The following is a 21,979-nucleotide window of genomic DNA, read 5'->3' on the forward strand; positions in this document are numbered from 1 at the left end:
AAGCCAGACTCAACGTCGGCCGGCTCACATCTCCTGCAGAGCGCCCTTGGGTAGCGCTTCCATCTCAGCTGTCTGCTGACAAACCCACTTCGTCCCGAAGCAACTTGGATAGGCACCCGACCACGGGTCCCAGCGCGTCTCACCTGCTGCGGCTGTGGCCTCATCCTTATCAGGTCGGTCACGCACCCCTGCGACGCCAACAGCCGTGTCCCGGAGCTGCCCGGTGATCCGCTTGTCACGAATTCTCGGTGAAGCGGACGGACCAGGCGTAGCCGCTCAAACTGTCGTGTGGGACCCGCCGGACTTCCCTGACCTGGCAGCCGTCGTGGGCATACTTGCGGGCGAACCGGTCGAGTCGTTGCGCGTCGGTGAGATCCTCCATGGACAGCGGCGCTCCGACGACGAGGTCTTCGTGAACGACTGTGCCCGTCGCGGCACCGTCCGAGCATGCCGAGCAATGATGCGTTTTGGGTAGGGCCATACGACCAGTGTCCTCCATGCCCCGCGTTCACAGGCACATGACGGCGCTGCAGTTCGCCACCGCTCCATGGGGTGATGCCGGCGGCCGAGGTGATCACTCCGGATGTTCACGAGATACGGTTCTGGCTCAACTTCTGTGGAGCACACACGGAATGTGACGACTGCCGGCGAGTAGACGAGCTGGTCAACGGCGAATGGACCGCCGACAGTCAGTCCTTGCGCTCTCCTGGCGGCTGCTTGCTCAGGGATTGTTCAGCTGCCTTGATCGCTTCTTCCTTCAGCGTCTCGATGGAGACACTCCAGCTCTCGTCCCAGTCGTCCAGATTGCTTGCGCACGAGACGAGTGGCTGCAGGTCTTCGGGATAGTCGAGGTCATAGGCGACATCGGCCCAGATCAGATGAGTGCCGGCAGCGGGATCGAGCGATCCGTTCACGATCTGGCGGGCGATCCAGTAGGCCGTGGCCCACTTCGCGGCCCGGGGTGGGCCGGGTGATGGGGCTCGTGGCGGGAAATGGCCACGGCCGGTGGCCGCTTCGCCGGTGAGGTCAGTCGGGTGAGCCTTCGCTCCGCTCGCTCTCGAACTCGCGGGCGGAGGTGAGTCCCTTGATGAAGGAGTGGAAGTCCGGCGCGAGGGCCAGTTCCGAGTTGTCGTCCGCATCGAACCAGGCAACGGACGGTTCCCCGTGTCGGCCGCAGGTCCGGTAGTCGAGCCCGATCCAGTAGTGCCCGTCACCCGAGACCAGCACCACTGCCGTGGGCAGGCCCCATTCTTCGACCAGGTACGGGCTGTCGAGCATGGACAGCGCCTGCTCCCGGTGACCGATGCCCATCACGCTGTCGAAGGGGACGTGGTCGGCGCTCCATGAGGTCGGCCGGCTTGTGGGGAAGGCATCCCAGCTGTCGCTGACCTGGCCACCGTTCTGATTGCGGAGCAGGTCCAACAGTGAGTCGGGGAGTGTGACGTTCAACAGCCGCTCGGCCTCCCCGACCGCCCCGTCGGTCAAGGGCGGCTGCACTCCGTGGTCGCTGCTGGCGTCCCAGAAGGGAGGCTGAAGATCCTCAATGCGTGCCATGACCGGCATCGTAGGAGCCGGGCTCGGCAGTTCACCGTCCGGCCCCGGCCGCTGGACCGGCACGACCTCTTCGTCCTCCCGAAGCACCTTGGGGTGAGGGCGTCCTCGGGCTGATGCGTCCGTCACCTGCGCTCATGGTCCGCCGAGCCCACGGTTGTTCGCTGCTGTGCGTCGAGGTTGTCACGCAGATGGACACGCACCTAGTGCGGCCCACGCCTGGCAATGAGCGGCCTTGTGCGGCATCCAGGGCCTCGCGCCGGGCATGCCGATGAGCGTGACCGGCCTCACCACCCGCAGTCGATGTCGGCCGATCCCCCACGGATGACCGGATCGGTGCTCGTACCGCTGATCCGCAGAAGACCGCCGTCCCGTCCCCAGCCCAATTCGTACGTGCCTGCGTCGACGGGCCGGTAACCATCGTCGACCGTCCAGGATCCCGAACCACGCAGGGCCAGGCCGGTGCGCCCCACCGCGTACGCCTCACCATTACCGATCACGAGAAAGGACGTCTCCCCCACCACGGCCGTGCAGCCCCCAGGCCCCGCAGGGCGCAGCACGTGGTACTCCGCCTCCGAGATCAGGTCGTCCACCGCTCCCCATGCAGTGCCGAGCACCGCCGTAACGATCAGCAGACTGCTCCCCAGCCGTGCTCACGTGGCTCGCTTCCGCGGGAGCCTCGAAGCACCCCCCGGGCGGCCCACTCAGGCGAGGGTCCATCGCAGAACGAGCGACATGACAAAGCAAGCTGCACCTACCCCCCAGCCGGGGACCACCCGCCCCTGTACGACCAGCAGGAGACTCTCCAGCTCACCACGGCGGCGAGAGCCAGACTCCCGATACCTGCTGCCGTGGAGACGGCGGGCGACAGTCTCACGCTGTGCTGTGTACGTGCTTCGGTCACGGCGGGTACGACTCTCCGAACGTGCCGACAGTTGCGCCGGCGCTACCGGACAGGGGCGGTTGCTGTGGTTGCGGTACGTCGCTGCTGTACAGGTGAACGGGCAGGGCCGAACCGCGTTGCCCCGGCGGCAGCTGCACGTGGATTGGTGGTCGACATCCACCGTCACGGGTCAGTGTGCCGGGCGTCGGTGCGAGCGCGATATCGAGCGCACGAGCAGGTACAGCACGGCGACGACGAGAAGTAGTACCCCGATGGAGAGCAGGTACAGCATTCCGTCCACGACAGCGCCAATGATCACCAGCGCAATGGCGCTGCTGAGCAGAACCAGGAAGAGGACCATCGCGCTACGCCTCCCTGTGTCATGGCGGCGGTAGGGACCCGACTACGGGGCTGTATCAGGGCGGGAGCCGAGCCGTCTACCAGTAGTGCCGACGTCCGCCGACCGCGTGGCCGACCGCCCCGAGGATCCACAGGATGACTCCGATGACGACCAGGATGATCCCGATGGTCCACAAGATGGCGATGCTGGCCACAAACCCGATGACGAGCAGAATGACCCCAAGAATGATCATGATGACCTCCGGCCTCGCGGGGACCTCAATCTCAGAGTAGGCGCGACCCATGGCGGTGGCCTGCCAGGCGGTCCCCGAGCCCAGACCCGGATTCTCGACCGTGCCTCTTCCTTGCCGGTTACAGCTGCTACGCCCAGTGCTCAGCCCGGACAGATGACGAAAAGGGGCCGGCACGCGGGAACCGGCACATCAGGAGTCCGCTTCCAGGCCGAGGACGGACCGCAACTTCCGATGTGCTTCTCCGGTGCCACCGCCCTCCTGCCCTTCCAGCAGGGCGGCTGCGATGGCGTCCAGCTTGCGCTGGACGGCGCGTTCGGCCCGCAGCTCGGAGTTCTTCAGCAGCGCCACCAGGAGCAGGGTCAGCGCCGACATTGCCTCGCCCACGAACAGAAGCCACGTGATCGGCAGACCGATCACGTGCAACGTGACAGCCACGGCGACCAGGATCAGGCAGATCCCGAAGAACGTTGCTGAACTGGTGAACCGTGAGGCATTTTCTGCCAGCCTCTCGAACGGCTTGCTCCGCGAACCTCCGCGGTCGGACGGATGCTTGAGAATCATGCCCATTCTCTACAGCGGACGGTGGCATGCCAGGGGCTGCCACGCCCGGCCGGGATGCGGACCCTCCAAGCGGATTCGGCCAGATTCCGTCTGCGGCGAAGGTTCCCAGGCACTGTCCGGGCCTAGTCGACGCGATGGGTGCCGTGACGGACTTCCCGGAGGCGGACGTTCGACGGGAGACGGTCCAGGCCTGCCGAGTCTCGTGCGCGTGCGAGCGTTTCCCGGCTGAGTCGGCCCAGGGTCTGCTCTGGTTCCGCGTGAGGCTCCAGCCACAGCCGCACTCGTGCGACCGGAGCAGTACGCCGGCCCGTCAGCCGCACGTGAGCCCGCGAAACTCCTTCCAGGGCCTGTGACTCTTCTTCGATCACGTCCTCCAGCGCGTGGCCGTTGAGTTGGGCCGTCGTGCCGTCTTCGCTTTCGATGAGGACCTGGCCCAGCCGGTCTTTGCGCAGTTGCGCGAGAAGCCACCACAGCAGCAGCACCAGCAGCACGGAGAGTGCCGCGATGACGGCCGGCCACCACCAGCCCTCTTCTCGCCACCGGGTGCGTCCCTCGATGCCCAGCAGGACATCGTCCGGACCACGAAAGGGCCACCAGCCCGGTACGTCGAACCCCCAGCGGCGCTGCAGATCCAGGCTGCCCAGGAGCACGCCGCCGCCCAGGGCGAACAGTCCAAGGCCGAGCAGTCCCAGCAGGACCCGGTTCACTGTCTTGAGCATCGGGAACAACCTCAGCCCTTCTTCGAGCGCCGGACGCGCACGGACAGTGTGGGTTGCCGGGAGAGACCCAGGGTCGTCATGGCATCGCCCAGCGTGGCGTCGAGGTCCGCGCGGACCTCGTCGAGATCGCGGAAATGTGACTTCGCATGGGCTTTGACCTTCCGGCGTCCGACATCGACCCGAGCCGACTCGACACCGGACACCCGTACGGCCCGGTCACGCAGGAGCAGGGCAGCTGCGCGGCGGTCGAGTCCGGCCCGGACCTCCCCTGTTCCGGGGGTGTCACTGGGCTGCCGCATGGGCAGCAGCCTGCGCAGTCCCGGTGTGAACGCCAGCAGAAGGAGCCACAGGCCGAGGGCCATTGCCACTGCGGCTCCGACGATCACCCAGATGTCGTCCAAGGGTCTTGTGGCCAGCTGGTCGGCGAGCTGCCGTCGCCAGCTCATCCCGGGCTGACCTGCCCGCACCGAGACCACGTCGTACAGGAGCAGTCCGGTGGCTGCGACGGACAGCAGGGCCACAATGGTCGCGGGGATCCGCCGCGCAGACCAGAAGCGATGCGGCGACTTGCCCGATTCACGGACTGCCGCTGTCGAGCCGGTGTCCGGGGGGTCCCCCGGGGACGAAGCTGCCTTTCCAGGGTCGGAGGGAAGTTCGCTGTCACCGGTCGGGTGCCGCCTGGTGTTCGCGCTCATGTCACCCTCTCCTGGTCTGTACGCCGCGAGTGAACCGAGTGCAGCCTCTCGACCGACACCGCGAGGTCGGACACGTCCATGCCGGCCCATGCCCTGAGCCGTTCGGTGACCTCTCGGCCCACCGCAGCGCACTGAGCCCCGATGTCTGACGGATAGCCCAGCTCCACGGCGATGCGCGCCCGGACTTCGCCGAGCATCGGTCGGCTCTCGGCAGGATCGCCTTCCCGCCCTTTGTCATTCCGCTCCGGCGCCCGCCGCACGGACGTCGTCACGCGTGGCGTCCGGCGGTCGGGAGGTACGTGACCGGTCGACTCGGTGAACCGACTCAGCGCCTCGCGCGCCACCTGGGCAGCGATCTTCGCAACGACCCGGTCATCGACTGTGGTCGCACCCCGCTCCCCGCGGGGGACGGCCGTGCCCCGATCGGCTTCCCTGGTCACTGCCGCCAGTCTCTCCGAGCCCGGCGCTGGTCATCGCGGATCCGCTGCTGGTCGCCCCGGCGGCGGACGAAGTAACCCGGTTCGAGATCACCTTCCGTCAACCGGCCGGCCACAAGCCCGACGGCGCCCAGGGCCAGCACCAGCAGGAAGGCCCAGAAGCCACCGAAGTACGCGGCGAAACCCAGCGCCATTCCGGCGATCAAACCCACCACGGCTCTGCTCATCACGCGCTCCTTCGCTCAGTAGCCGGCTCCGTCCGGCTACTGGATCCGCTGCCGCTCCTCCCCTTCGTCCTCCTCCTCGTCGGGCAGCTTCACATCACTGACCATGATGTTGACTTCCACGACTTCCCGCCCCGCCATCCGCTCCACCGCGGAGATCACGTTCTCCCGTACTTCACCGGCCACGTCCGTGATCGAGACGCCGTAGTCGACAACGATCTCCAGATCGATGGCCGTCTGCTTCTCTCCAACCTCGACACTGACCCCGCGTGTGACGGACTTGCCACTACCGGCGCCGGGCATCCGCTCCCGCATCGATCCCATCGAGCGCGAGAATCCACTGCCAAGGGCATGAACGCCGGGCACGTCCCGTGCCGCCATCCCGGCGATCTTCTCCACCACCACATCGGCGATAGCCGTCCGGCCACGAGAGCCGGGCGCACCGCCGTGCTTTACGCCGGAGTTCTCAGTCATCAGGTCATTCCTCCCTTAAGGAGCGCCTGGCAGTCTTTGGTCAGATTATATTCGCATTAATGCGTTTTATCCGCAGCGAGAGCAATGAACCGGGGCGGTCGGACGAGTGCCATGAGCGTCGCTGCCTGGAGTTCTTGAAGACGCTCCGGGCGCAGGGGGAAGGAAGAGAAACGACCCTGGAAGAGGGTGGACAGGTGAAAACCGAGGCGTTGAGGCAGGCAGTACGCAGCCAGCTCGACCTGGGTCGACTGCTCCCGCTCGGAGGGCCCGACGACGGGACATGGATCACCGAGCAAGCGGCCGTCCGGGCCCTCTGGCGCACGGCCGCTGAGATTCCCGGAGTCTGGCTGGAGACCATGCGCATCGGACCGGCACCGCACGAACCCGTGTCCGAACCGGCCGTCCGCCCGCCGGCCAGTGCGCTACCGCCTGGCCCGCTCAGGATCGAGGCCGCCTTCACCGCATCCGTGGCGCAGCCACTGCACTGGACCGCCGAACAATTGAGGAGCACACTGCTCGACGTGGCCGCCGAGCGGCTCGGCCTGACCACCGTGGCAGTTGATCTGCGCGTCACGGATCTCCATGAGGGCACAGAGGCAGCTGTCAGGTCGCGGACCGCAGAAGAGGCCACGACGCCCCCGCCGGAAGCGGCACCCGCGCGAAGCTCGGCCCCAGCGACCGGAACAGAACCCCAGCGGGGGCTCGCCGGGGAGCTCGCCGACGTCGCGTCGGCCGTTCCAGGCGTCGGCCGCCTCACCGCCCCGCTGGGAGGCCGCCCGGTCAAGGTGGAGCAACAGGACGATCCACCCGGCCGACACATCGAGGTCCGGCTCGCGGTCGAGCCCGGACACCATCCCCTGGAAGTCGCCCGCGCCGTCCGGGCAGCGGTAACCGACGCAGCCACCAGTGACACCCAGGGCCCGGTAACCGCTGCCGTCCTCGTCACAGAAACCGCGGCCTAGCTGTATGCCCTGCATGCGTCAAACGGCAGCTCAACGCTGGAAAGTGAAACCGCCGGCCGTGGGACACCGAGGACGCGCTATGCCGTGCGCGGTGCCCAAGGACCGAACAAACCGGCGGAGATGGCTGACGCACTCACTGAGACGACCGGACATCGCGCGGTGGAACTCACGGTCCAGGTTCCCCTCTCACGGCACCCTTGTCCCGCGGCGGGTCCACTGGAGCATGGCTGACCCGGGCGCGGCCAGTGACGCCGGCCAGGGCGGCTACGCGGCCTTTCAGCACGCGGCGGCAGACATGGACACCCGTACCCGGCACCTGATTCCGGTCCTGAACACCCCCGAGACCGTTGCGAGGTTCGAGCCATGACCACTCACGACGAATACGTCAGCGTCCGCTACCTCGTCGATGACGTGCAGGCCGCCACCGACTTCTACACCACCCACCTCGGGTTCACGCTGCACTCCAGCGCCGCCCCTGCCTTCGCCGACGTGGTCCGTGGCCGGCTGCGGCTGCTGCTGTCGGGCCCGGCAAGCTCGGGCGCCCGGGCCACCCCGAAGGAGGCTGCCGTCGCGGGCGGCAATCGCATCCACCTCACCTACGACGACCTCGATGCCGAGATTGCTCGGCTGCGCACCGCCGGTCTCTCCTTCCTCAGTGAGGTCGTCGCCGGTCCCGGAGGACGTCAGATCCTGCTGGCCGACCCGGCAGGCAACCTGATCGAACTGTTCCAACCCGCCCGCCGGCCCACCACGCCGACCAGCCCTGACCAGGCTCGACGCTGACCGCTCCCTCACCCGTAGCACCGCGGCAGGTCGCGGGCTGACCGCCCTCGCGGTGCGCGGTGCCGCCTCGCGGGGGCCCAGATGGCGAACCCTTCTCGGTGGTCGGAGCAGGCGCGGGTCGTGAGGATCAAGAGGCGTTGAGCACGACCGTGGGGTGCAGGCGTGCCGCCCGGATCGCAGGGTAGAGGCCGGCGACGACTCCCATGGCGAGCGTTGCGGCCAGGCCCCGCGAGGGACCACAGTGGTACGACCGCGGTTCCAGCCCTGCAATCTTGCGAAGGTGAAGGTCGCTGTCGCGCCGAGCAACGCGCCCACCACGCCGCCGAGAGCCGACAACAGCAGGGATTCGGTGAGGAACTGCAGTCGGATCGTCTGTTTGGTGGCTCCCAAGGCTCGGCGCAATCCGATCTCTTGGCGGCGTTCGAGCACCGAGATGACCGGGGTGTTGGCCACACCGACGCTGCCGACCAGCAGGGCGACAGCGCCGAGTCCGAGTGCCGTTGCCGAGGACCACTGCCCCGGTCACGACGGTGGCGGCGACGAGCACTCCCACGGCGACGAGCGAAGTGCGCCGCGTCACTGCATGCCGTCCAGGCCGTCGAGCAGCTTGCCCTCGCACGCCTGGCGGGCCTGCTTGTACGCCGGTGAGCGGGGGTCGATCTGGGGCGATACCGGATTGGGATCCCCGCCGGGCATCACGTTGCCACCGGACATGGTGGGATTGGTGAACTTCGAGACGCCGTTGTCCCGCATGCACTTGGCGTGCGCCAGCATCGATTCGTAGTCCTTCTGAACGTCGCGCTTCGGCTCGAGCATCATCGCCGCAGTCCTCTCCGCGCCGCAGACGTCACGCCCCTTACTCCCTCCCTTCACCGGATGGTGTCCCGTCTTCCGGTGCAGCTCGTCGATGGCCGTCCAGTCGAGATGGCCGCTCAGCTTGGGATCGGGGAACTCCTTGACTCCTCCCTTGCCGCGCATGCACTGGACGTACGCCATCTGTGCGTCGTAAAAGGCACCGTCGTACTGCTCGCTCACGTCGTGGCGGGCTGGGGTCCGGCCAACAGGAGTGATCGACGCAGGCGAACCCGCCTCCGGGCTGAGAACGGGACTGCGGATCTATTTCGCAAGCGACAGCGGACTGCGTGCAGTCCCGCGTCTCAACAAGCCGAGAGACCTCAAATCCGTCATCAAGCTGCTGATCGCCCGACCGAACGCTTCCGAACAGAGCAGCGGGCTGGTCAACCTGGTCGAGCCGCCCGGCACGTACGACGCAATTGGCAGCGGCAACCAGGTCACGCTCACCATGCCGGGAGTGCACCTCACACCCGACAACCAACTTCTCAGCGGACAGCTGGTGTGCAGCCCGGCCCACGCCCAGTCTGTGCTCCATGCGGCAGTCCGACCCGACGACGTCCAGGTCAGTCTCAAGTCCGAAGGCGCGACCCTCGGGCCGTACCGGTGCCGCTACTTCCTCGACAGGTGACAAGGCACCTGTGACGAGGTCGGCGGAGCCTCATCCCTCAGCCCGCTGCTGTCACTGAGCCTGAGGGACTGCCGTCAAGACGTACCGTCAACGCCCCCGCAGCGCTTCGCTGCGGGGGCGTTTGGGCTGGTGGGCGGCGCGGACGGTGACCCGGACACAGCCGCGAGTGAAAACGCGCAACCTAGGTCGCGATCACCGTCACCGTGTCATCGTTCTGGCTGGCCACATAGACTCTCCGCCCGTCCGGGCTCACCGCCATCCCGCCCGGGCCATCGCCGACCGGGACCGTCGCGATCACCGCGTTGGTGACCGTGTTGATCACCCACACCGAGTCCGAGCCCGCGTGGACCACGTAGAGGCGATTCTCGGTCGGGCTCACCGCCACCCCACCCGGGCCATCACCGGCCGGGATGGTCGTGACCACCGCGTTGGTGGAGGTGTTGATCACCGACACCGTATCCGCAAGCAGGTTGCCCACGTAGAGGCGAGTCCCGTCCCGGCTCACCGCCAGTCCAAGCGGGTTGTCGCCGACCGGGATGGTCGTGATCACCGCGTTGGTGGAGGTGCTGATCACCGACACCGTGTCCGAGCTCGCGTTGGTCACGTAGAGACGAGTTCCGCCCAGGCTCACCGCCACCCCACCCGGGGTGTCGCCGACCGGGATCGTCGCGATCACCGCGTTGGTGGAGGTGCTGATCACCGACACCGAGTCCGAGTCCGCGTTGCCCACGTAGAGACGAGTCCCGTCCCGGCTCACCTCCACACCTCTCGGGGTGTCGCCGACCGGGATCGTCGCGATCACCGCGTTGGTGACCGTGCTGATCACCGACACCGAGTCCGAAAGTTGGTTGGTCACGTAGAGACGAGTCCCGAGCCGGCTCACCGCCACCCCTAGCGGGGAGTCGCCCACCGGGATCGTCGCGATCACGGTGTTGGTGGATCTGTTGATCACCGACACAGTGTCCGAGCCCGCGTTGGCCACGTACACGCGGCTCCCGAACCGGCTCACCGCCACCCCGAGCGGGTTGTCGCCGACCGGGATCGTGTCGACCACGGTCTCGGCGGCCGCGGGAGTGGCCGCCGCGACCGGCAACACCCCGCCGACCACCGCCATCACCAACGCGAGCATCCACATCCGCGCTTGCGATAGCAGCCGGGGCATCCCCCGGCTCGACTCCCGTACTCGTGGCCTGCAAGGCAACTCGACCAGCCATCTGCGCTCCATACGCAGTACTTCCCTTCGTGCGAAATCGGAAAAGGCCATCGGCTCGGGAGAAGACCTCACCCACGGACTTTCGACCCCACCCACCGTGAGATCTGTTTCCCCATTTCCACCGATCAGATCAGCCATTCAGCCATTCGAGTGGCGCACAGAAAAGACTCCGGGACCGGAATCGTCAACCCCCTGACCTGCAAACACACCATAAATGCTCCAGACCGTGCCGCCGCTGCTTCCATTCAACTGGCCGTCACTGGCGGCCTACCAGATTCCTGAAGTGACAACTCTCGTAGCTTCAAGCCCAGTTGACGACCTCCCGAGATTGCCGATATCTCCCTGTGCGACAGTGCAATGTCGCAGCTTATTGATGCAGATTCAGAGTGATTGAGAGTTCAGGGAGGTGATGACGAACTTGCCGTCCAGGCCGCCGATTCAGCGCCGAGACGATCAGTGCCGGTCGGGTCGGGCAGCCTTGATGTCAGCTGTAGATGTCGGTTCCTCCGCTCGACTCCGCCACGGTCGCCGGTAGGGCAGACGAGTCGATCCCTGACTCCGGCTCCCTCGTGGAGCCGGGTTCCGGTTTGCTGCTGATCCGCGGTCCCCGTCGGAAACGACGATCCGCTCGCCCTGTGATTCCCTCGCTTGACGGCCGTAGATCTCCACGCGCTGAACAGCGCCGCCGTCGGGCAACTCTGCTCGCTCAGCGCGGCAGAGCACTCGACGTCGAGGGGGTCGAGCACTGGGCACACCGGCTGGAACCGGACCCCTCGAAGTGGCAGATAGAGCCGGCGTTCCGCCTGGCGGACTGACGGGACCCGGGATCGCCGGGATGGGACGCTCGCCCGGGGATCCCGGCGGCTTTGACAGGGCACCGAGAGGGGAGGAGGCTGAAATGTGTCCTTTGACCCGATAAGCAATAAATAGTCGGAGGTGCATGAGGATGCGCCGCAGGATCGTTGCCGCAGCTTCCGCAGGAGCCGCAGGGCTCGCGCTCGCAGTGATGCCCGCAACCGGGGCGTTCGCCTCGAGCGACTCCAGGGTTGATTACCGGTGCTCCGACGGGAGGGACCGGGACGACCGTCGCTACGACTGCGACTTCTTCAACGACCGCTACGACAGAAACTTCGGCAACGCGGTGATCTTCATCGTGCTGTGAGAGGTCATCTCATTCGGTTGTCCCGGTTGGCTGTGGGTCCTGGTGGGGATCGTTGAGCGGCTGGTCCGGACGAGATTCAAATCCCACACCCACCGCCAGGTGAAAACGGCCCCCGATCAGCAGTGTTGGCCGGCGGCCGGTTCTGCTTCGGCCGCACCGCGACCGCCCGGTGCTCCCTGTGGCCACCTGCCCGGTCGGACAGCAAGGGCACACCGCCTAGACAGCCGCTTGGTAGACCTTGACCTCCACCGGGGTGCGCTCCCGGATGACAGCCCAGTCTTCTCGCGCAGTAAGGGCTTGGCCCCACCGCCCCAGGTCGTCCCCGGAGTCGTGGAAGAGCCACGAGTTGAAGTTTCCCAGTGCGGCCAAGGTCGGTACCGGCTCGTAGACCAGCTCGCAGTGGACCTGTACGAAGTGGTTGTGGTCGCCCTGCTCGTCGAGAACGTCGAACTGGCGCGTGAGGTCGAGCAAGAACACCGCCGGGCCGTCGAAGTCGTGCACGCCGTACTGGAACAGCAGACCGTCGACGTCGGACGATTCCGCCGTGTGGAACCGCAGTCGGCCGAAACGGACGAAGGCAGACCACGCGTCCTCAGTCGTCATAGCGCTCGGCAGCCGGCCGCCTACGCGTAGCTGTGCCCGAAGAATGTCTGCCGCTTCGCCTATCGACGGTCTGCCGGACATGCGTTGATCCTGTCCCTTGCCGAACAGGGGGTCAGCGTACGTCCGCGGGCGGCGGCTTTTGGCCGTTCCCCAATGGGGGAGCTGTCCGCCGCCGTTGATGTCGAGTGGTGATGTCATCGCCGCGGACTGGTCCGAGAGCTGCGGGGCACTCGACGTTTCCGCTCTTCGTGCCGCTCGACCAGGTGTGGGCGGTGTGCGGGAGCGCTGCGCGCCACCGGGCCATTGCGGACCGGGGGTTGCGGCGAGGGCTTCAGCCCATGCTTGACGGCATGCCCGGCGTTGATGCCGTAGCCCACGTCCTTGATCATTTGGATCACGACACGAAGCAGATGCCGCAGGGGGGATCCTGTCGGGTTCCACGGAGAAGAGTCGACCCCGTGTCGGGTCGTTGTCGGCCTGTCCGCGTGCGTTGTGCGCCTGGCCGTGGCCCGCGTATCGGTGCTCATCACAAGTCCTACTTCCAGTAGGCGTTCACCCACGCCCCGAGGGTGTGGGAGCTGACGTTGATCTCGGCGGCGACGTCGTCGATCGATGCGCCCCGATGGCGCAGGCGGTAGATGTACATTTCCGCAGCTGCCATTTGGTGCTCGGCTCTCATGGCGGGGCACGCCCGCCGCTCGCGAAGGTCCTCGGCGGCGCGGAAGGTTCGGGTAAGCCAGTTCCTCATGCCGGTTCTCCTGAGAGTGATTCGAGGCCCGCCGAGTGAGGTCGGACGGGGTTGCATTCCGGAGGGGATCCGCCACGGCCGGCAGCCGCGAGGTCGGAGGACGCGCAGCAGAGCGGCCGTCGGGCATTGCAGAGCGGACCGTTCACGTCGCAAGGCACTGTGGGCTCCATCCGCACTCTCGGCCTCGCAAGGTATACACACCGGTATAGCAACCAACGTAACCATACCGTTGGGTGTACCGTCAAGGCATGAGCATTGGCAGCGAGACCGCCGGACGGGGCGGCAAGCGGCGCGACACACAGGGCCTGACACCGGCCGGCGTGAAGATCCTTGAAGCCGCCTCCCGCCTCCTCTACGAGCAGGGGATCCGCGCGGTCGGTGTAGAGGCGATTGCAGACGAAGCAGGCGTCACCAAGAAGACTCTTTACGACTGTTTCGGGTCGAAAGAAGGGCTCATCGTCGCCTATCTACGTGCTCGTGACGACCGATGGCGTTCCACCTTGGTGAAGCACATCGATGGCCACGAAGGCCCTCCTGGGCAGAAGCTTCTGGCCACGTTCGACGCCTTGCGCAACTGGACGCGCGAGCGAAACCCTCGAGGCTGCGCCTTCATCAACGCCTATGTGGAGCTACCCGGCGATCACCCTGGACAGGAAGTCGCCCGCGAGCAGAAGGCCTGGCTGTTCGCCTATCTGAAAGATCTTGCGACGGAAGCCCATGCCGAGGACCCTGAAGCGCTGGCCGGTCAGCTGCTGATCCTTCACGAAGGAGTCTGCGTCGCCCATTCCATGCAATCCGTGGACCGGGCAGCTGACCGTGCCGAGCGGATGGCCGCAATCCTCATCGAGCATGCAGCTGGTCGCCCGCTGACACGTAAATGAGGTCGGCGTAGCGGCTTTGGGCAGGAGCTGCCATGGGGCGAGAGATCGGGGCCCGCAAGCTTGCCGCGACTCGGGCAGTCTGTGGACCTGCCCGCAATAGCCCGATGTGGGCCCCGATCTTCGAGGCTCGCCCCATGGGTGGCTGCCTAAAGCCGTGGAGCCGACCGCCCCAGCCCCGTGCCGGCCTTTTCTCTGACGGTTGGTGTCCGCGCTCGGCGCGCCGCCGCCCGGCCGGGGGCAGCCGGGCGAAGACAGTGGCTCGCCCGCGGCCGGGGGCTGCGGCACGCGCCGCACTTGCGCGGCGCCTTGAACCCGTAGAGAAGGTTTCTACTCACCACCCCCGGCGGCGACTTGGCAAAGAGTGCCAGGCCGAACCACAGGGGGGTCTGCCTGGCACCCGTTGTTGACCGTGGCTTACCGGCCTGTCGGGCACGGGTCGGGCACGACTGCTGAGCACCGATTGGGAGCGAGGTGGGGCGAGTTGGGCGCTGACCCGGGTAACGCCGGCTTCGGCGCCTGCGTCACGTCAGCCCCGTCGGTAGCCGCGGTTCCCCGCGAGTCCCCGCTCCATCCGGCGCGCCTGTGGCACGAGTTGACCCTCTCGGATGCGAACTATCGGCAGGGCGGTCGCTGAGGTCTGCCAGGCTGCCCTGCCGACTCCTCAGGTGCCCTGAAGGTCTGCTGCGGTCGGCGTGGTTGCTGTACTCCGCCGCTGTACTGCACGCCAATCCTGGCGCTGCTGCGGGCGGGTGAGCGGCCGGTGACCGACCTGGCCCAGGAGCTGGGGATGAGCCAGCCGCGGGCGTCCAAGCACCTGCGGGTGCTCCGGGAGGTGGGGCTGGTGCGGGTCCGCGGGGCGGGCAAGCAGCGCCTCTACGGCCTGGACGCCCGCGGGCTGCGGCCGATCCACGAGTGGGTCGGCGGATTCGAGCGGTTCTGGAACGAGAGTTTCGACCGGCTGGACACCTACGTGCAGGACCTCAAGCAGACACGGCTGGAGGAATGAGCGATGGCAGGGGCAAGGCACGAAACGCGGGCGGAGCCGACGACGGCCGACCGGGAGATCGTGATCTCCCGGGTCATCGACGCCCCGCGGGAGCTGGTGTTCGAGGCGTTCACCGAGGTCCGGCACCTGTTGCAGTGGTGGGGTCCGGAGGGGTTCACCACCACCACGCGGTCCTTCGAGTTCCGCGAGGGCGGGGAGTGGGACTTCGTGCTGCACGGGCCGGACGGGACCGACTACTCCGAGTGGATCCGCTGGCTGCGGATCGCCCCGCCGGAGCGGATCGCGCTGCTGCACGGTGAGTCCCGCGATGACCCGAACGCCTTCGAGTCGGTCCTGACCTTCGCGCCGGACGGCGCGGCGACCCGGATCGTGATGCGCACGGTGTTCCCCACCAAGGAACTGCGCGACGAGGCGGTCGAGAAGTACCACGCGATCGAGGGCGGCCAACAGACCCTGAGCAGCCTGGCGGCTTACGTCACCGACCTTGCGCGGAAGGGGGCGGAGGGCTGATGGCCGGGAAGGTGTTCTTCAGCGTGACGATGTCGCTGGACGGCTTCATCGCGCCCGAGTCCGTGCCCGTTGACGACTTCTTCGCGCCCGACAAGCAGGACGACCCGGACGTTCAGCGCTGGATGGCGCAGTGGACGGAGCTGCAGCAGTGGCTGTTCCCGCTGCGGTTCTTGCGGGAGAACCTGAAGCTGGGCGAGGGCGGCGAGGAGGGCCGCGATAACGACGTCGCACGGGAGACCTTCGAGCGCACCGGCGCGAGCCTCATGGGCAAGCGCATGTTCGACCTCGGCGAACATGCATGGCCGGAGGAGGCGCCCTTCCACACCCCGGTCTTCGTCGTGACGCACACCAAGCGTGACCCGTGGGAGCGGCCCGGCGGTACCACGTTCCACTTCGTCAACGACGGCATCGAGCACGCCCTCGACCATGCCCGCGAGGCCGCCGGCGACCGCGACGTCCGCATCGCCGGCGGCGGCGCGACGATCCTGGAGCACCTGAACGCCGGCCTGGTCGAGGAGTTCTCGATCACGCTGTCACCGGTGCTTTTCGGCGCCGACACCCGCCTGTTCGACGGCGTGGACGCGTCCAGGGTCGCGCTGGAGCCGGTCCGTTCGGAGCCGTCGTCGCGGGTGACGCACCTGACCTACGCCGTGCACCCACGGTAGCCGCGCCACCACTCCACCCTGGCGACCCGAGCCACGGCGCACACGCTTGAATCAGCAGACCACCACGGCCAACCAGGGCCGAGTGCGACGCCAAGCGCCGTGAACTACTCGACAAGGTCGACCAGGGCGTGCCTGTCCCCACGAAGTCGGCCAGGCTCTCCCAGTGGCTGCCGTACTGGCTGGACAACATCATCAAGCCGGCCGGAAACGACTTATGCAAAGTACGAGGTACACGTCCGCCTCTACCTGGTGCCCATGCTCGGCTCGAAGCGGCTGGAGTCGCTTAGCGTCTCCGACGTCCGGCGCTTCCTCGTCCAGTTGGAGAAGAAGGCAACTGGGGCCACTGCCAAGGAGTCTCATCGCGTGTTGCGCACGGCACTGACTGCGGCTTGCCGCGAAGAGTTGGTCATGAGGAACGTGGCAACGCTGGTCGAGCCGCCTTCGATCAACGCACGGGACCTGTCCCCCATGGCGTCGACGGGCTACGTCTTCACGACACTCACCGGTCGGCCCATCGAGCCGCGGAACCTGTACCGCTCCTTCACCCGCATCGCCGAGACTTGCCCGGCGCGGCTGCGCCACCCTGCTCACCGCCGCCGGGATCGCTCCCCGCGTCGTGATGGAGATCTTCGGACACAGCCAGATCGCCGTCACTACGAACATCTACACGCACGTCGACCAGGACACGCAGCGCGAAGCTGTCACCCACATGGACCGGCTGCTCAAGAGGCGGCCCGGCCGTCAATGACCGCCCCCCGTTGATGTCAAAAGTGGATGTCAAAGGCCCCCAGCCATGATCGGCTGGGGGCCTTTGCACTGGTGGGCGCGGACGGTTTCGAACCGCCGACATCTGTTTTGTAAGTTCGACCAACCAAGCACGACGGCAGGGCAGTTACCCACCTGGCTAAGGAGGGCACGCCGCCGCGGTCAGTGCGGATCCGCTGATGTGCGCTGGCGTTGCCGTCATCGGTTGCCGTTCACGCACGTGCAGCCAGTGCTCTGCGCCGGCTGGACGCGCCACGGCTCCGGAGGGATTGTCTGATTGTGACCTCGTGCCCTCGCTGACCTGCGGCGGAGACGAACAGCCGGTGTCCGGCGACACAGAGTGTGTCGGAGGTGTGTCGCGCACCCTGGCTGGTGCCGACTCTGGAGTGACCTGCCCGTTGTAGCGATCCCACGCCTTGCCGGCCCCGTACATGGCCGGCCCCACGAGCGGAGCGACCCCGAGCGCGCTGCCCAAGGGCCTCCACGGTGTCGTTCGTGAGGGAGATGACCTGCATCAATACCAGCAAAACGATCGTGCCGATGAAGAGGGTGAACGCCCGGTGCCGGACGGAGAGCGGCAGGATCGACTTGTGGTCGCTCCTGACGTCCTGTTCGCATACGGGACACTGCAGTTCCTCGAGGCCCTGGAAGCGCTCCTGGGCCGGATACCGGCCCCACCGATTACGGGACAGAGCCGTTGAGCGTATACACCCTGGCTGCATCGAGTCACCATTGAATCACCCGATTATCGGCGGAAAGGCGCAGATGCCGTGAACGCTTCAGGTCGCTGGTAATATGAATTCGCTTCAGCCAGCGGTCGGTACCGTCGTACCTGGCCTCGAACGAGGACCGGCCATGCACTGCGCGGCGGTTGTCAAGCACCAGGAACTCGCCTGCGTCGAGGACCACCTCGGCCAGGCCTGCATCGACGTTGAGTTTGGCGGACTCGACCGCTGCCGAGGCAAGTGGATTGTCCGCAGGCGGGTGCATATAGGCCTGGTCGAAGCGGAAGTACGGGTCTATCGGATCACCGTACAGCACCCCTCCAAGATCGGATGGTGGTCCGGATTCAGGGCCGTCCTCCAAGTAGGATGGATCCGGCACGAACGTGAATATGGGCTCACTCAGCACTTGCTGGTGCGATGGTGCCAGCAGGTCGGCAGCCAGGTGACCCAGGATGGTGGCCGCTCTATTGGGGTTACGCAAACAGAAAAGGGCCAGGTAGTCCGCCCGGCACGGATGAAACGAATCCTCGGTATGCCAGTTGAGATTCGCCTTGCTGCCCGTGCCGTAACGTATGTTCTGGTGCTCCCGCCGTGGGGCTAGATCATGGATGAGGGCCCCGTTATGCTGCAGCCGCCAGGCGAAGGCGTCGCCGAGCAGCGAACTCAGGAGCACCGAGAAGAACTCGACAGCCTTCTCGGCATCGGTCCTTCTGCGTGACTTGGTACCGTCCAGCGGGGACGGTCCCAACGCGGCATCGGCGATCGGGTAGCCCGCAATAATGCACGCCGGAAACCGGTCACCGAGCCTGAACCCTTCGAGAAACAGCCTCGGCCCGCGCGGCAACTCACCGGACCAGACCCTGGCGGCCCGGAGAAAATCAGGATGATCTGCCGACGAGTACCGCTCGGCCATCTCCTGAATAAGGGAATTCACCGACGCGACCTCTGGGTCGCTTAGAGTCAGCTGGGGGATCTCAAGGGAGCGTGTCATGCCACGGGCTCCACGCGTGGCCACCAGACCGAAAAGAAAGCCAGGTCCTCAGTTTCGCTCAGGTTGATGAAGGTGTGTTCCATCTGCCGGGGGATATATATGATGTCGCCTTGCGAGATCGACGACCGCACACCTTCGATATCTGACTCGCCGTACCCGCGATAGATGAAGATCAGCTCACTTTGGTTGTGTTTGTCTGGCGCGCATCGCGAGCTCGGAGCAATGCAGCACGTCATCGCCCCGAACGGAGGAATCTCCCCGATCGGCCAAGGCAAGACGTGCTCCTGCTCGAACGCAGTGGTGCGGCATTCGTCAACGAGCCGCTTGACGACTGGTTCCAGTTCACCCATAACTCACCATCCGTGACTCGACCCGGCGGGCTTCGGCCCGCCGCCCGTGTGACTGCAGCATTTCGAGATAGGAACGAACTGTCCGCGTCCGCGCCTGTGGGTCACCAAGCTCTTGACGTATCGCCACGCTCTGTTCGAAGGCACCGGCTGAAGACGCGACGTCCCCGGCGGCGGAGTAGGCCATTGCCATCGAGTCAAGGACATCTGCCTGGGAGCCCTTGACGTTCAGCTGTGAATAGATCTCCAGAGCTCGCGCGAAGTGCTTGAGGCCGGCTTCGAGGTCCCCTAGACCGATACTTGCTTTAGCCAGGCCGTCAACGGTGATGGCGATGCACCACTTACATTCCATCGGCTCGAACGTGGCGAGGCAGCACCTGAAGACCCGCTGCGCCGCAAGGGGGCGCTCCTGCCGCAGGTGCTCCAAGCCGAACTCCCTGAGAATTGCGGCCTCGCCGTGTCTGTCACCGATCTCGCGCATCAGCCGGAGAGCGTGTGCCCAGTCGGTCAGTGCAGTAGCGATGTCGCCGAGGTGGATGCGCACGAGCCCCAAATCCCGGAAAGCAAGCGCGGCGCTGTGCAGATAGCCCAGCTCTACAAAGGTGTCCCGGCTCGCCGACAGCAGTTGCTCGGCTTCGGTCAGCTGACCCTGGTACCAGCGCAGCAGGCCGAGATTTCGGGTGATGAGCGCCTTCCAGAATGGATCGTCCACGTGATCGGACGCCTCAATCGCCAGCTGATGACTAGCCTCCCAGAGGATGTGCATTTGATGCAGTTCGAGGAAGTCGGGAATCGCCCCGGCCAGCCGGACGGCGAATTCGGGCATGCCGCGGTTGACGGCCTGGCCGATGGCGTCGACGAGTCGGGAAATCTCAGCCTCGAACCATGCCAGGCCGTTTCTCGACAGGCTGACGGCGCTGTCCACCGTCACCGGTTTACCGGCGAGTCGCCATGTTGCCGTGTAGTTGAGTTCCCCGGGTAACCCGAAGCCCGGCGTGATGGCCGCCAGTGCCGCCAAGTCACAGTACCGGCGCAAATATGCCTCGATCGCTGCATCGCCGGCACGCGCGGGCATGGTTTCCGAGAATTTCTCCCTTGCGTAGGCTCGGACGAGGTCGTGGAAGGTGAAATCATCCTGATCGCCTGCGCTGCGGCGCAGGCGGGTCACAAGCCCGGCGTCCTCCAGATCATCGATGACGGACTGACAGTCGCGCTCGGACAATCCCACCATCACTTGCAGAGACCACACTGGAATGGTCTGCGTCTCGATCAGGGAGCTGAGCAGGAATGCTCGTTTCTGTGTTTCCGACAGTATGTCGAAACTGATGTTCACGCTCGCCTGAATGTTGAGATCGCCGGTCTGTAACTCGGCGAGGCGCCGGTGCTCGTTGGCCAGTTGAGTGGCGAGAAGCGCGGGAGTATAATGGGACGCCGTGGCAAGTTTCGCGCTTGCGATCCGCAGTGCCAGGGGGAGATATCCGCAGCATCTGGCGATTTCCGCAGCGGTGGAAGCCTCGATGGTTTTCATTGACGATTGTTGCAGAAAGAAGACCGCGGTTTCTGCGTCGAAGATCTCCAGATTAATTCGGTATGCGGAAGGTATTGCGCTCAGCTGCGAGCGGCTCGTTATGATCACCGCGTTGCCCTTGCCAATCGGCAGCATCGACCGGACCTGAGACTCCCGGGTGACGTTGTCGAAGACGAAAAGGATGTTGCTGCTGGACGTGATGTGGCGGAGCAAGCGCGCCTGCGCGTCGTGTGTCACGGGGATGTTGAGGGCGTCCACACCAAGATCGCGCAGCAGATCGCCCAATGCGCTGGCGTCGATCTGATATTCGCGGAGATCAAGCCAGACGACACCGCCAGCGAACCGCTTGTCGACCGTCTGCCCCAGATGGTTCGCCAGGGTGGTCTTGCCGACGCCGCCATGTCCACTGATAATCACAATGCGCGGTCCTTGCTGCGCATTCCTGAGCCAACGGGACACTTGACGGATCTCGTTCCACCGCCCGACGAAGTCCGTGACTGGCAGCGGGAGCTGACGTATTCGGGCGGCCAGCCCGGCAGTAGCACCTGCGGCCCACTGTTCCCGAACTGCCGACACGAGGGCGAACGTGGTGATTGTTGCGCCGATCGGGCCCCAGTCATCGAGCCATGATGCCACGCTAGTGGCACCGGGGAGATTCCAAGGCAGGTTGATCCACTCTACGAGGCTCGGCATCCACAGCAATGCCGCGACGAGTACCGCCACCGCGCTCAGGCCGGGAACGAGCCAATGCCTGACGAGCTGCCTGAGGAATGCCGCCCACATCATCTTCAGGATCGACCTCACCGAAACGGCGCCTTACGGCTGCGTGATCACCATTATCAATGGGGGAGATTTTCGTACGACAATTATGTTGCCGTGGCCCGCTGCGACGGTCTATGGCGCGGGCCCTGCCTTGCTGCCTCGACGTGCTGACGTGAAGCTGCGATTCACTGATCCGATGTGAAGGATTTCTATAGCCAAGAGGGAAGCAGCTTTGGGTTGATGCGTCAAGGTCTCGCCACCGCGGGTGGCTACGTTGATCGTTAGCGTCTCGTGATGCTGTTCGTGGAACTTGAGGCGCCTGCGATCGTTGGGTCTGGATGGATCTCAACCGCCCTGGGTCGTGGGCCCGCGCCGCTATGACCGCGGCTCAACTGCCGTCGACCGGTCTGCCGAGTCAATGCAATGCGAGTCTCCGATCTTGAAGGATTCGTTGCCGAAAGAGGTGAGGCATTTTTCGAGCGAATCTACGAATGACGCTCGACATCTTGCCAGTTCGGTTGAAGAGTTGTTCTTCCTTCGCGAGAATTTCGTGAGTGTCTGAGGTGGACTGGTGCGTAATGTCCTCGGCGAGAGTGAAGAAGCGCAATACTAGTTCGGCATCGCGCAGGCTCTGCCTGGGTCGATGGTGTGCGGGACGGAAGGCTTCCCACCGCTCATCACCCACGAACTTGCGCCCGGCGACGGCGC

General features: G+C 65.8%; 26 protein-coding genes and 2 pseudogenes. 9 read left to right on the plus strand and 19 right to left on the minus strand.

The genetic code is table 11. The features are described 5' to 3' along the window. Positions 1-235: 235 nt before the first annotated feature. The 11 genes from AC067Z_RS25485 to AC067Z_RS25535 all read right to left on the minus strand — a co-directional run bounded on the left by AC067Z_RS25485 (position 236) and on the right by AC067Z_RS25535 (position 6,137). Positions 236-481 (minus strand): hypothetical protein, encoded by a 246-nt coding sequence (locus tag AC067Z_RS25485; RefSeq protein WP_478791915.1) that lies wholly within the window; start codon positions 479-481, stop codon positions 236-238. A gap of 208 nt (positions 482-689) precedes the next feature. Then, a complete protein-coding gene (locus AC067Z_RS25490; RefSeq protein WP_478791916.1) occupies positions 690-914 on the minus strand; it encodes a hypothetical protein in 225 nt (74 codons plus the stop codon). Between the two features lie 112 nt (positions 915-1,026). Then, a complete protein-coding gene (locus AC067Z_RS25495; RefSeq protein WP_478791917.1) occupies positions 1,027-1,554 on the minus strand; it encodes an SMI1/KNR4 family protein in 528 nt (175 codons plus the stop codon). Positions 1,555-1,838: 284 nt separating this feature from the next. Beyond that, positions 1,839-2,168, minus strand: a complete 330-nt coding sequence (locus AC067Z_RS25500) for a hypothetical protein (protein WP_478791918.1) — start codon at positions 2,166-2,168, stop codon at positions 1,839-1,841. Positions 2,169-2,624: 456 nt separating this feature from the next. Continuing rightward, positions 2,625-2,795: a hypothetical protein gene (locus tag AC067Z_RS25505; protein ID WP_478791919.1), complete on the minus strand. Its 171-nt coding sequence runs from the start codon at positions 2,793-2,795 to the stop codon at positions 2,625-2,627. A 76-nt stretch (positions 2,796-2,871) separates the two neighbouring features. After that, entirely contained in the window at positions 2,872-3,027 is a 156-nt protein-coding gene (locus AC067Z_RS25510) for a DUF6131 family protein (protein WP_478791920.1), read from the minus strand. Between the two features lie 189 nt (positions 3,028-3,216). Continuing rightward, on the minus strand, positions 3,217-3,588 hold the full coding sequence (locus AC067Z_RS25515) for a low affinity iron permease family protein (RefSeq protein WP_478791921.1): 372 nt from the start codon (positions 3,586-3,588) through the stop codon (positions 3,217-3,219). A 122-nt stretch (positions 3,589-3,710) separates the two neighbouring features. After that, positions 3,711-4,307 (minus strand): alkaline shock response membrane anchor protein AmaP, encoded by a 597-nt coding sequence (gene amaP / locus AC067Z_RS25520; protein ID WP_478791922.1) that lies wholly within the window; start codon positions 4,305-4,307, stop codon positions 3,711-3,713. A gap of 11 nt (positions 4,308-4,318) precedes the next feature. Then, complete coding sequence (locus AC067Z_RS25525; protein WP_478791923.1) at positions 4,319-5,002, minus strand: DUF6286 domain-containing protein; 684 nt, start codon at positions 5,000-5,002, stop codon at positions 4,319-4,321. Positions 5,003-5,438: 436 nt separating this feature from the next. Beyond that, positions 5,439-5,666 (minus strand): hypothetical protein, encoded by a 228-nt coding sequence (locus AC067Z_RS25530; RefSeq protein ID WP_478791924.1) that lies wholly within the window; start codon positions 5,664-5,666, stop codon positions 5,439-5,441. 36 nt (positions 5,667-5,702) lie between these two features. Further along, positions 5,703-6,137 carry an Asp23/Gls24 family envelope stress response protein gene (locus tag AC067Z_RS25535; protein WP_478791925.1) on the minus strand — a complete coding sequence of 145 codons (435 nt, stop codon included), beginning with the start codon at positions 6,135-6,137 and terminating at the stop codon, positions 5,703-5,705. A 194-nt stretch (positions 6,138-6,331) separates the two neighbouring features. Here AC067Z_RS25535 and AC067Z_RS25540 point away from each other — a divergent pair, with 194 nt between their 5' ends. Then, a complete protein-coding gene (locus AC067Z_RS25540) occupies positions 6,332-7,099 on the plus strand; it encodes a hypothetical protein (RefSeq protein ID WP_478791926.1) in 768 nt (255 codons plus the stop codon). Positions 7,100-7,462: 363 nt separating this feature from the next. Next, positions 7,463-7,882 (plus strand): VOC family protein, encoded by a 420-nt coding sequence (locus AC067Z_RS25545; RefSeq protein ID WP_478791927.1) that lies wholly within the window; start codon positions 7,463-7,465, stop codon positions 7,880-7,882. 127 nt (positions 7,883-8,009) lie between these two features. Here AC067Z_RS25545 and AC067Z_RS25550 read toward each other — a convergent pair. Beyond that, positions 8,010-8,389 (minus strand): annotated as a pseudogene (locus tag AC067Z_RS25550) (ABC transporter permease); the annotation flags it as partial. A gap of 69 nt (positions 8,390-8,458) precedes the next feature. Then, positions 8,459-8,917 carry a hypothetical protein gene (locus tag AC067Z_RS25555; protein ID WP_478791928.1) on the minus strand — a complete coding sequence of 153 codons (459 nt, stop codon included), beginning with the start codon at positions 8,915-8,917 and terminating at the stop codon, positions 8,459-8,461. A 31-nt stretch (positions 8,918-8,948) separates the two neighbouring features. Here AC067Z_RS25555 and AC067Z_RS25560 point away from each other — a divergent pair, with 31 nt between their 5' ends. Further along, complete coding sequence (locus AC067Z_RS25560) at positions 8,949-9,365, plus strand: GerMN domain-containing protein (RefSeq protein ID WP_478791929.1); 417 nt, start codon at positions 8,949-8,951, stop codon at positions 9,363-9,365. Between the two features lie 181 nt (positions 9,366-9,546). Here AC067Z_RS25560 and AC067Z_RS25565 read toward each other — a convergent pair whose 3' ends face one another. After that, positions 9,547-10,494 carry a beta-propeller fold lactonase family protein gene (locus AC067Z_RS25565; protein WP_478791930.1) on the minus strand — a complete coding sequence of 316 codons (948 nt, stop codon included), beginning with the start codon at positions 10,492-10,494 and terminating at the stop codon, positions 9,547-9,549. Between the two features lie 1,030 nt (positions 10,495-11,524). Here AC067Z_RS25565 and AC067Z_RS25570 point away from each other — a divergent pair. Then, on the plus strand, positions 11,525-11,740 hold the full coding sequence (locus tag AC067Z_RS25570; protein WP_478791931.1) for a hypothetical protein: 216 nt from the start codon (positions 11,525-11,527) through the stop codon (positions 11,738-11,740). Between the two features lie 216 nt (positions 11,741-11,956). Here AC067Z_RS25570 and AC067Z_RS25575 read toward each other — a convergent pair whose 3' ends face one another. Next, a complete protein-coding gene (locus AC067Z_RS25575) occupies positions 11,957-12,343 on the minus strand; it encodes a hypothetical protein (protein ID WP_478791932.1) in 387 nt (128 codons plus the stop codon). A 535-nt stretch (positions 12,344-12,878) separates the two neighbouring features. Further along, positions 12,879-13,091, minus strand: a complete 213-nt coding sequence (locus AC067Z_RS25580) for a hypothetical protein (protein ID WP_478791933.1) — start codon at positions 13,089-13,091, stop codon at positions 12,879-12,881. Between the two features lie 248 nt (positions 13,092-13,339). Here AC067Z_RS25580 and AC067Z_RS25585 point away from each other — a divergent pair, with 248 nt between their 5' ends. From AC067Z_RS25585 to AC067Z_RS25605, 5 genes and pseudogenes are all read left to right on the plus strand, one after another. Next, positions 13,340-13,972 (plus strand): TetR/AcrR family transcriptional regulator, encoded by a 633-nt coding sequence (locus AC067Z_RS25585; RefSeq protein WP_478791934.1) that lies wholly within the window; start codon positions 13,340-13,342, stop codon positions 13,970-13,972. Positions 13,973-14,711: 739 nt separating this feature from the next. After that, positions 14,712-14,978, plus strand: a complete 267-nt coding sequence (locus AC067Z_RS25590; RefSeq protein WP_478792018.1) for an ArsR/SmtB family transcription factor — start codon at positions 14,712-14,714, stop codon at positions 14,976-14,978. 3 nt (positions 14,979-14,981) lie between these two features. After that, the gene (locus tag AC067Z_RS25595) at positions 14,982-15,488 is read left to right on the plus strand and encodes an SRPBCC family protein (RefSeq protein WP_478791935.1); all 507 of its coding nucleotides are present in this window, start codon (positions 14,982-14,984) and stop codon (positions 15,486-15,488) included. Then, positions 15,488-16,153, plus strand: coding sequence for a dihydrofolate reductase family protein (locus AC067Z_RS25600; protein WP_478791936.1), 666 nt, complete (start codon positions 15,488-15,490; stop codon positions 16,151-16,153). The genes AC067Z_RS25595 and AC067Z_RS25600 overlap by 1 nt, the downstream gene beginning before the upstream one ends. Positions 16,154-16,224: 71 nt before the next feature. Next, positions 16,225-16,901 (plus strand): annotated as a pseudogene (locus AC067Z_RS25605) (tyrosine-type recombinase/integrase); the annotation flags it as partial. Between the two features lie 743 nt (positions 16,902-17,644). Here the strand turns inward: AC067Z_RS25605 and AC067Z_RS25610 are convergent. From AC067Z_RS25610 to AC067Z_RS25620, 3 genes are read right to left on the minus strand one after another with little or no spacing between them, the layout of a single operon-like run. Further along, entirely contained in the window at positions 17,645-18,634 is a 990-nt protein-coding gene (locus tag AC067Z_RS25610) for an arginine beta-hydroxylase, Fe(II)/alpha-ketoglutarate-dependent (protein WP_478791937.1), read from the minus strand. Beyond that, positions 18,631-18,984, minus strand: coding sequence for a cupin domain-containing protein (locus AC067Z_RS25615; RefSeq protein WP_478791938.1), 354 nt, complete (start codon positions 18,982-18,984; stop codon positions 18,631-18,633). Before AC067Z_RS25615 ends, AC067Z_RS25610 begins: the two co-directional genes overlap by 4 nt. Then, entirely contained in the window at positions 18,977-21,313 is a 2,337-nt protein-coding gene (locus AC067Z_RS25620; RefSeq protein WP_478791939.1) for an ATP-binding protein, read from the minus strand. The genes AC067Z_RS25615 and AC067Z_RS25620 overlap by 8 nt, the downstream gene beginning before the upstream one ends. Positions 21,314-21,979: the final 666 nt, after the last annotated feature.

It is taken from the genome of Streptomyces sp. NPDC043812 (assembly GCF_056436245.1).

Bases quoted from the DNA above. Each gene is read 5' to 3' on its own strand.
- AC067Z_RS25595 (WP_478791935.1), top strand. From the start codon at position 14,982: ATGGCAGGGGCAAGGCACGAAACGCGGGCGGAGCCGACGACGGCCGAC.
- AC067Z_RS25615 (WP_478791938.1), bottom strand. From the start codon at position 18,984: ATGGGTGAACTGGAACCAGTCGTCAAGCGGCTCGTTGACGAATGCCGC.
- AC067Z_RS25570 (WP_478791931.1), top strand. From the start codon at position 11,525: ATGCGCCGCAGGATCGTTGCCGCAGCTTCCGCAGGAGCCGCAGGGCTC.
- AC067Z_RS25545 (WP_478791927.1), top strand. From the start codon at position 7,463: ATGACCACTCACGACGAATACGTCAGCGTCCGCTACCTCGTCGATGAC.
- AC067Z_RS25565 (WP_478791930.1), bottom strand. From the start codon at position 10,494: ATGCTCGCGTTGGTGATGGCGGTGGTCGGCGGGGTGTTGCCGGTCGCG.
- AC067Z_RS25600 (WP_478791936.1), top strand. From the start codon at position 15,488: ATGGCCGGGAAGGTGTTCTTCAGCGTGACGATGTCGCTGGACGGCTTC.
- AC067Z_RS25510 (WP_478791920.1), bottom strand. From the start codon at position 3,027: ATGATCATTCTTGGGGTCATTCTGCTCGTCATCGGGTTTGTGGCCAGC.
- AC067Z_RS25610 (WP_478791937.1), bottom strand. From the start codon at position 18,634: ATGACACGCTCCCTTGAGATCCCCCAGCTGACTCTAAGCGACCCAGAG.
- AC067Z_RS25530 (WP_478791924.1), bottom strand. From the start codon at position 5,666: ATGAGCAGAGCCGTGGTGGGTTTGATCGCCGGAATGGCGCTGGGTTTC.
- amaP (WP_478791922.1), bottom strand. From the start codon at position 4,307: ATGCTCAAGACAGTGAACCGGGTCCTGCTGGGACTGCTCGGCCTTGGA.
- AC067Z_RS25485 (WP_478791915.1), bottom strand. From the start codon at position 481: ATGGCCCTACCCAAAACGCATCATTGCTCGGCATGCTCGGACGGTGCC.
- AC067Z_RS25535 (WP_478791925.1), bottom strand. From the start codon at position 6,137: ATGACTGAGAACTCCGGCGTAAAGCACGGCGGTGCGCCCGGCTCTCGT.
- AC067Z_RS25580 (WP_478791933.1), bottom strand. From the start codon at position 13,091: ATGAGGAACTGGCTTACCCGAACCTTCCGCGCCGCCGAGGACCTTCGC.
- AC067Z_RS25505 (WP_478791919.1), bottom strand. From the start codon at position 2,795: ATGGTCCTCTTCCTGGTTCTGCTCAGCAGCGCCATTGCGCTGGTGATC.
- AC067Z_RS25585 (WP_478791934.1), top strand. From the start codon at position 13,340: ATGAGCATTGGCAGCGAGACCGCCGGACGGGGCGGCAAGCGGCGCGAC.
- AC067Z_RS25515 (WP_478791921.1), bottom strand. From the start codon at position 3,588: ATGATTCTCAAGCATCCGTCCGACCGCGGAGGTTCGCGGAGCAAGCCG.
- AC067Z_RS25525 (WP_478791923.1), bottom strand. From the start codon at position 5,002: ATGAGCGCGAACACCAGGCGGCACCCGACCGGTGACAGCGAACTTCCC.
- AC067Z_RS25495 (WP_478791917.1), bottom strand. From the start codon at position 1,554: ATGGCACGCATTGAGGATCTTCAGCCTCCCTTCTGGGACGCCAGCAGC.
- AC067Z_RS25575 (WP_478791932.1), bottom strand. From the start codon at position 12,343: ATGACGACTGAGGACGCGTGGTCTGCCTTCGTCCGTTTCGGCCGACTG.